The organism is Intestinibacter sp. (assembly GCF_051866655.1).
GTDB lineage: Bacteria > Bacillota > Clostridia > Peptostreptococcales > Peptostreptococcaceae > Intestinibacter.
This window is the reverse complement of sequence record NZ_JBJDXL010000129.1, coordinates 1-6216: the sequence shown is the minus strand read 5'-3', so window position 1 is coordinate 6216 and position 6216 is coordinate 1. Positions and strand designations below refer to the sequence as shown.

Here is a 6216-nt window from a genome sequence, read left to right as displayed (position 1 = left end):
TACATTTATACAGTGGTCTGTTACTCCGGATAATATAACTATGCACGCATATTAGGTGTTAAATTTAACACACGGCGTTACGTGGGATAGCTTGAACGGAGGAGATGAAGAAACTGTGTTAGATAATTTAGTTTTAAATGAAATTGATAGTTATACACTTAATGCTAGTGATGTAGCTTAAATTAAAAACAATAAATTATGTCTATAAAAGCGTATAATAAAGATAAAAATAAATTTGTTAAAATCGCTTCAAATCAATCGTCTGACATTGCCGTTAACAAAAGTGATTTTATTAGCGACAATGTTGATGATGCTTTGTCAGAGATAAAGCGGTAGATAAACAATTTAAGATCCAACGTTGCTTGGATTTACAATAATGGAACTATTGGAGGAGGAGGTGGAGGAGGATCCACTGATAATAGTTCTGGTAGTATTATTGTTGATAACTTTGATTCTAACAATAACTTAATACTACAAAAAAATGAAGAAGCTATCATCACGTTTAAAGTGCAGTCTAGACTTACTCAAGAGTTTACAGTAAAAATAAATGTAGGTAGCGTTGCAACCAGAACTATTACTGTATAGCCTAATAAAACTACTACTGTAAATTTAGGAATATTGAGTAAAGGTAGCTATACAGTTAATATATCTGCCACGGATTATACTGGGTATCCTCTAAACAACTGGAAAGGTAATATAATTGTGGATATACTTAGTATATCTGCAGTAGATATATCTAATACTAGTTTTGAGTTTAATCAATAGGTAAAAGTATTATATACTGTATCGTTAGCAGATGCTGTTAGTGATAGAGAAATAACAGTTAAGTATTCTGTAGATGGAGTAGATAAAGGAGAATTTAAGAATGTTACTCCTAATATATAGAATAGTATAATGATTAATGAACAGGGTAATGAGATGAAACTTGGTTATCATAACGTAACTATAGTTGCTTCTATACCTGATTCTACTGGTTTAAGTAATATAACTGCAGCAATTAAATTAAGCTTTACTGTCCAAAGTAATAAGGCTATAGCTTTCTACGTATCTGACGATACTGCTAAAAGTTACATATACGGTACTGTAGCTCAAATACCCTTTGGTATAGTAGCTAATACTAATTTACATAGAAATTTCTACTATACCGCAACTATTAAGGATGCAATTACTGGAGAGATTAAAGATACATTTGAAGTAAACAATCTATTATACAACAGTACAAAATTAATAGTAGTAGATACTACTACTGGAGATAAGTATGAAAAAGATACTTTGTATACTTTGTCTATGACTGGTGGCGTAGTAGATACAGACGTTAAATCTGTAAATGAAAATCCTATATTTGAATTTAAATTTAACGATTACGGTTATGAAAATTTCAAAGAGTGGGAGCCTGAATAGAACGGTCTTGTAGCCTACTTTGATGCTAGAGGTGTAGCTGTAGGTGCATCTACAAGTTGGAAAAATAAAGTAACAACTAGCGAAGGAGCAAATATAACATGCTAGTTATTCAACTGTAATGGTTAGAATACTGGTTTTATTAACTTAGATGAAACTAATAGTTCTAAATAGGTAGATCCAGACAATAAAGATCTGTTATGCTTATACGGAGAATCTTATGCTAAGATAAACTATAGACCTTTTGATTAGTATGATCCTGAAACATCTCTTGGTAATAAGACAGATGCTATGACGTTTAATATCATATATAAGTATTAGCTAAACGGAGACGCGGATTCTACTATTCTTAGTTGTGCTCAATTTAACTCTTAGAAAGATTAGAAGTCTGTATTACTTGAGGGTTTGTTTATAAATTCTGATGATATACAGTGTTCTTACGGCGGTCAGTCTTTATCTACATACAATGTAGAAGATGAATGGATTAACTGTACTTATGTAATATCTAGATTATCAGACGAAGAAGAAGGTGCAGCTAGTGATAAGAAGTTAATAAAGATCTACATTAATGGAGTAATGAGCGCTTGTGTAGAGTGCGGTAGCTAGTCAGCTGCTACCATTAATACTGAAGATATTTATATTGGTTGTAGACACTTTTTAGCTAAATCAGCAACACTGGAAGATATAACAGATAATTTCTCAGATGTATTAGTTAAAAGTGTTAAGATATACAATAGAGCTTTAACTTCTTAGGAAGTAGTTGCTAACTATATAGCAGATGATTATCGTTTACATGCAGACTCTACTTATTCAAACTATGATATAGATAAGAATATATAGTTAAGAAGAGTAAATTGCTTTGACGATAATAAAAACTTTGAAGAGGGTTAGAACGGTTGCAAACTACCTAAAGTAATAATCAGCTTTAACTCTGATGAAAATAGGTAGGCATTTAGAGATATAACTAATTTTATAGGTTCTACTGGTATATCTAAAGATACTAAGGTTAACTGTAATATATATTACGAAGATACTGTAAATGGTATAGTTTATGACAGTTCTGTTAGAAGTGATATAACTGATACTTATATTAAACTATAGGGTACTACTTCTACTAACTATAACAGAAAGAACTACGATATATCTTTTGGTAAGAAAGTAGATGGCAATAAGGAAGTGTTATTTACACCAAGATATGGGGAGGCGTTTGAAAAAGAACAATGGCTACCTGAAAATCAGTTTACTTTGAAATGCGACCTTATTGATTCTAGTCATGCTAATAACGTAGGTACAGCTAACAATATATAGGATATTTATACTAAATTGGGTCTAGAACTACCTTCTATGACAGATACTAGTAATCCTAATTAGGCTGATATAAAATATGCTATCAAAGGTTTTCCATGTAGGTTATATGTTGTAGATGGTACTAATGGAGATAATAATGTATTCTATGGTATCTATATGTTTGACTTAGGACGTACTTCTTATTATAATTTAGGACTGAAAAAGTATACTTTTAATCTAGAAACATCTAATAATTGTATTGTAGACAACTACGTTGAAACTGTATCTCCAAATGTATTTGCGTTTGAAGCTTCTGCAAATAGTAACTATGACTCTGGAGCATTTGCTCAAATAAACAAAGAAGGAGAATCTGATATGCTTGCTAATGTGTGGGCTATGAGATATCCTACTTCAGATAATCCATTAGGATGGTAGTCTTTGAATAGTGCTATATACAATGTAGTATTTGCAACTAATAAACCTGTATATTAGATAGATTCAGAAGGAAAGCCTGTATTAGATACAGACGGAAATCCAGTTATAAAATATTAGGTAGAAGGAACAGTTAGTGAAAACATAGATAGGTTTACTTAGCAAACTATTTGGAATAAGGCTCATTGCGCAACTTACTTAATGTGCGCTTATGTATTTGGCATGACAGATAGTTTAGGTAAGAACCTAGTAGTTAAGACTTGGAATGCTTCTGATAGTTATGCTGGAGACTGGTATCCTACTTTCTATGATATGGATACAGTATTAGGTTTAAATAATACAGGTTTAATACAGTGGAGACCTAACGTAGATTTAGACTGTTACGGTTTAGACAATGAAGGAAAATTATTACAAGATATACAAGACCTTAATGGATCTAAAAAATATGATGGTAGTACGTTTACTTTAAGTAAATCCTTTGGTTTAAATGAAGAAGAAGGCAAATACAATGGTAAATATAACACAACTCAATCTAGATTATGGGACGCTATCAGAACCATTACTCCGTATAATGCAGAAACTATAAGTGGAACTAACGACACTTACAAAGGAAATTATGCTAAACTAAGAACAGACAACGGTGTACTAACTTATTAGAATTTATTCTCTAAGTACCAGGATATCATAAATTCTATAGGTTAGATGTACTATAACTTAGACGCTGAAATTAAGTACATACCTGCATACGCAGATAGTAGTAATAATACTTCTAGACACAACTTAACCTTCTTACATGGTACTAGAGAGTTGTTTACTAAGAAATGGTTGAAGAACAGACTATAGTATCTTGATACGTTGTTCTTTGATATTAAGAATGTACCAGCTTCTATAGAATCTAGTTCTCCGTTAAAGAGTGTATTGTAGTCTCGTATTGATATGGGTAGTGGAATGACTTCTAATACTTATTCTTTTAAAACATATTCTCCTATATTTATTACTAGATCTACTGATAATTCTGGAGAAGGCAGTACTATATCTCAATTGTGCGATACTTATTATATGTCTCCTTTTGAAACTAGTATCGTAGCGAATGAAATTAATGTAAACTTCTACGGTTCTTCTTTAATTACTTATGCTTTAGGTTTTAACAATAGACAAACTAAAGCATTTGTAACTACACAAGCTCCAAGTTTGTTGGATATAAATCTAGCAAATGCTACTACTATGTAGAGCATTGATGTAGCAAACTGTAGATCGCTTAGGCACATAAGCTTAGCTAACTGTAAAGGTCTTACTCAAGGAACTTTAAGATTAGACGCGTGCTCTAATTTACAAACTATTGATATAAGTAATTCTAGTTTAACTGGTATTGTATTACCAAAAGCAGGTACTATTAAAACTTTAAACGCTTCTAATACTGGTATATAGTCATTAGAGGTAACTAATTAGTCATTATTAGAAAGTATTGATTTAACTAATTGTACTAATTTAAATTAGTTAAGCATAGGTAATTGTACTAATTTAAAGAAGCTTACTGTTACTAATTCTCTGCTTACTTAGATAATGATTAATAGCTGTCCATCTTTGCAGGAATTAATTATTAACGATAATAACTTACTTACTAAAGTAACTATTACAGAATCTCCTAATATATTGAAGATAGATTTATCTAACTGTAGAAGTATAGCTTTTGCAAAATATGACGAATCTAATCCTGATAATACTGCATTAAACGCTCTTGATCTATCTGGCTGTAGAAAGTTAGAAGAATTAAATTTAACTAACTGTACCGCTTAGGTAATAAAAATTAGTTCTGAATGTACTACACTTAGAAACTTGAATGCAGCTGGTTCTAATATAAAGCAAACTATAATAGTTACTCCGGTAGGAGATAATTCTTCTACATTAGAAGCTAGTACGTTTAGGGGTAAACCTTCTGTAGACTTATCTAGATTTAATTATAGTGCAGGTTCAAATAGTTATATAAACTTCTATAATGCAACTTAGTTAGAGTGTGTAACTGGTTTAAATTATAGCGGTTCAACTAGAAATATGTTTGACAGTTGTGCAAGTTTATACAGACTAGAAGGTACTATTACATTTACAGATTCTGGCGAAAGAGCATTCGCTGGCATATCTAATACTTAGTTTAGACTCAATGATGGGTACTCTGATTAGCTTACTTTAGAAAATGCTAATCAATATACAGCTACTTTGAACCTAGTTATGAATAGTACTACTCTAAGTAATACGTTCTTTTAGAACAAAGGTATAACTCTGCAAGATGTTAAATATGTTCTATGGAGATCATCTAAAGTAACAACATTATATTAGACATTCTATAATACTGTATTATATAAGAGTGACTCAGAAACTACTCCGTTAAGCTCATACTATTTATTTGATAATATGGTAAACTTAAGCGTATGTAATAATACGTTTGGTTACAGTAATTTAAAACACGCGTTCCCTTCTAAGATATTTGCAAATAATCCGTTATTAACAAATTGTAACAGATGTTTTATTGGTAATGCGTTTACAACATTACCGTTAGACTTCCCTACAGAATTGTTTAAAGATAAGACTAATTTAGTAGATTGTAGTTATTTCTTATGCCAAAACGGTAGTCTTACTACCGGAGGTAATCAATTAGATATACAACCATTATTCTAGTCTTGTCCTAAGTTAACTGATTGCAGTTTCTTCTTAGGTTATTTATTAATAAGTAGTGTAAGCTCTACTGAAGATTCTAATATAGATAGTGCTAAGATTAGAAGTACTCTTAATATATTACTATCTAATGGTAGTACAGACTATAGCGCAAATATATTCTCTAAGAATCCTATGTTGCAAAAAGCAACAGCAGCGTTCTGTAAATGTAATTGTATTGGTACTTTAAGTAATAACATCTTTGGAGGAGATAAATCTACTCCTAGCTCTAGTGGTACTGATGGATACAGTTATCCTAAGGATATATTAGATATATCTTTCCTGTTTCATGATTCTAATGTAACTTATAAGTTTGAAAATGCTAATATATTCAAACATCTTACTAAGTTATAGAATTGTGGTGGATTCTTCTCTAAGAGTAAGAATGTT

The 6216-nt window shown here is 31.1% G+C and carries 13 protein-coding genes; all 13 read left to right on the top strand.

What is annotated here, in order from left to right:
• The first annotated feature begins 55 nt into the window (after positions 1–55).
• The 13 genes from ACI3VO_RS03565 (at position 56) to ACI3VO_RS03505 (ending at position 6180) form a co-directional block, all read left to right on the top strand.
• Positions 56–181, top strand: coding sequence for a hypothetical protein (locus ACI3VO_RS03565; RefSeq protein ID WP_439756605.1), 126 nt, complete (start codon positions 56–58; stop codon positions 179–181).
• Between the two features lie 17 nt (positions 182–198).
• Entirely contained in the window at positions 199–336 is a 138-nt protein-coding gene (locus ACI3VO_RS03560; protein WP_439756604.1) for a hypothetical protein, read from the top strand.
• A gap of 558 nt (positions 337–894) precedes the next feature.
• Positions 895–1401 carry a hypothetical protein gene (locus ACI3VO_RS03555; protein WP_439756603.1) on the top strand — a complete coding sequence of 169 codons (507 nt, stop codon included), beginning with the start codon at positions 895–897 and terminating at the stop codon, positions 1399–1401.
• Positions 1402–1803: 402 nt separating this feature from the next.
• A complete protein-coding gene (locus ACI3VO_RS03550) occupies positions 1804–2004 on the top strand; it encodes a hypothetical protein (RefSeq protein ID WP_439756602.1) in 201 nt (66 codons plus the stop codon).
• A 570-nt stretch (positions 2005–2574) separates the two neighbouring features.
• Entirely contained in the window at positions 2575–2706 is a 132-nt protein-coding gene (locus tag ACI3VO_RS03545) for a hypothetical protein (protein ID WP_439756601.1), read from the top strand.
• A gap of 156 nt (positions 2707–2862) precedes the next feature.
• Positions 2863–3120 (top strand): hypothetical protein, encoded by a 258-nt coding sequence (locus tag ACI3VO_RS03540; protein ID WP_439756600.1) that lies wholly within the window; start codon positions 2863–2865, stop codon positions 3118–3120.
• A gap of 219 nt (positions 3121–3339) precedes the next feature.
• The gene (locus tag ACI3VO_RS03535) at positions 3340–3774 is read left to right on the top strand and encodes a hypothetical protein (RefSeq protein ID WP_439756599.1); all 435 of its coding nucleotides are present in this window, start codon (positions 3340–3342) and stop codon (positions 3772–3774) included.
• A 45-nt stretch (positions 3775–3819) separates the two neighbouring features.
• Positions 3820–3960, top strand: coding sequence for a hypothetical protein (locus tag ACI3VO_RS03530; RefSeq protein ID WP_439756598.1), 141 nt, complete (start codon positions 3820–3822; stop codon positions 3958–3960).
• A gap of 93 nt (positions 3961–4053) precedes the next feature.
• Positions 4054–4347, top strand: coding sequence for a hypothetical protein (locus tag ACI3VO_RS03525; protein ID WP_439756597.1), 294 nt, complete (start codon positions 4054–4056; stop codon positions 4345–4347).
• Between the two features lie 333 nt (positions 4348–4680).
• Positions 4681–4914 carry a hypothetical protein gene (locus ACI3VO_RS03520; RefSeq protein WP_439756596.1) on the top strand — a complete coding sequence of 78 codons (234 nt, stop codon included), beginning with the start codon at positions 4681–4683 and terminating at the stop codon, positions 4912–4914.
• A gap of 39 nt (positions 4915–4953) precedes the next feature.
• Positions 4954–5124, top strand: coding sequence for a hypothetical protein (locus ACI3VO_RS03515; protein ID WP_439756595.1), 171 nt, complete (start codon positions 4954–4956; stop codon positions 5122–5124).
• Positions 5125–5526: 402 nt separating this feature from the next.
• Positions 5527–5790 (top strand): hypothetical protein, encoded by a 264-nt coding sequence (locus tag ACI3VO_RS03510; protein ID WP_439756594.1) that lies wholly within the window; start codon positions 5527–5529, stop codon positions 5788–5790.
• A 171-nt stretch (positions 5791–5961) separates the two neighbouring features.
• Complete coding sequence (locus tag ACI3VO_RS03505) at positions 5962–6180, top strand: hypothetical protein (protein WP_439756593.1); 219 nt, start codon at positions 5962–5964, stop codon at positions 6178–6180.
• Positions 6181–6216 lie beyond the last annotated feature (36 nt).

What these genes read in the sequence shown, in the direction of transcription:
- ACI3VO_RS03560 (WP_439756604.1), top strand. Translation starts at nt 199, where the DNA reads ATGTCTATAAAAGCGTATAATAAAGATAAAAATAAATTTGTTAAAATC.
- ACI3VO_RS03555 (WP_439756603.1), top strand. Translation starts at nt 895, where the DNA reads ATGATTAATGAACAGGGTAATGAGATGAAACTTGGTTATCATAACGTA.
- ACI3VO_RS03540 (WP_439756600.1), top strand. Translation starts at nt 2,863, where the DNA reads ATGTTTGACTTAGGACGTACTTCTTATTATAATTTAGGACTGAAAAAG.
- ACI3VO_RS03535 (WP_439756599.1), top strand. Translation starts at nt 3,340, where the DNA reads ATGACAGATAGTTTAGGTAAGAACCTAGTAGTTAAGACTTGGAATGCT.
- ACI3VO_RS03530 (WP_439756598.1), top strand. Translation starts at nt 3,820, where the DNA reads ATGTACTATAACTTAGACGCTGAAATTAAGTACATACCTGCATACGCA.
- ACI3VO_RS03525 (WP_439756597.1), top strand. Translation starts at nt 4,054, where the DNA reads ATGGGTAGTGGAATGACTTCTAATACTTATTCTTTTAAAACATATTCT.
- ACI3VO_RS03520 (WP_439756596.1), top strand. Translation starts at nt 4,681, where the DNA reads ATGATTAATAGCTGTCCATCTTTGCAGGAATTAATTATTAACGATAAT.
- ACI3VO_RS03510 (WP_439756594.1), top strand. Translation starts at nt 5,527, where the DNA reads ATGGTAAACTTAAGCGTATGTAATAATACGTTTGGTTACAGTAATTTA.
- ACI3VO_RS03505 (WP_439756593.1), top strand. Translation starts at nt 5,962, where the DNA reads ATGTTGCAAAAAGCAACAGCAGCGTTCTGTAAATGTAATTGTATTGGT.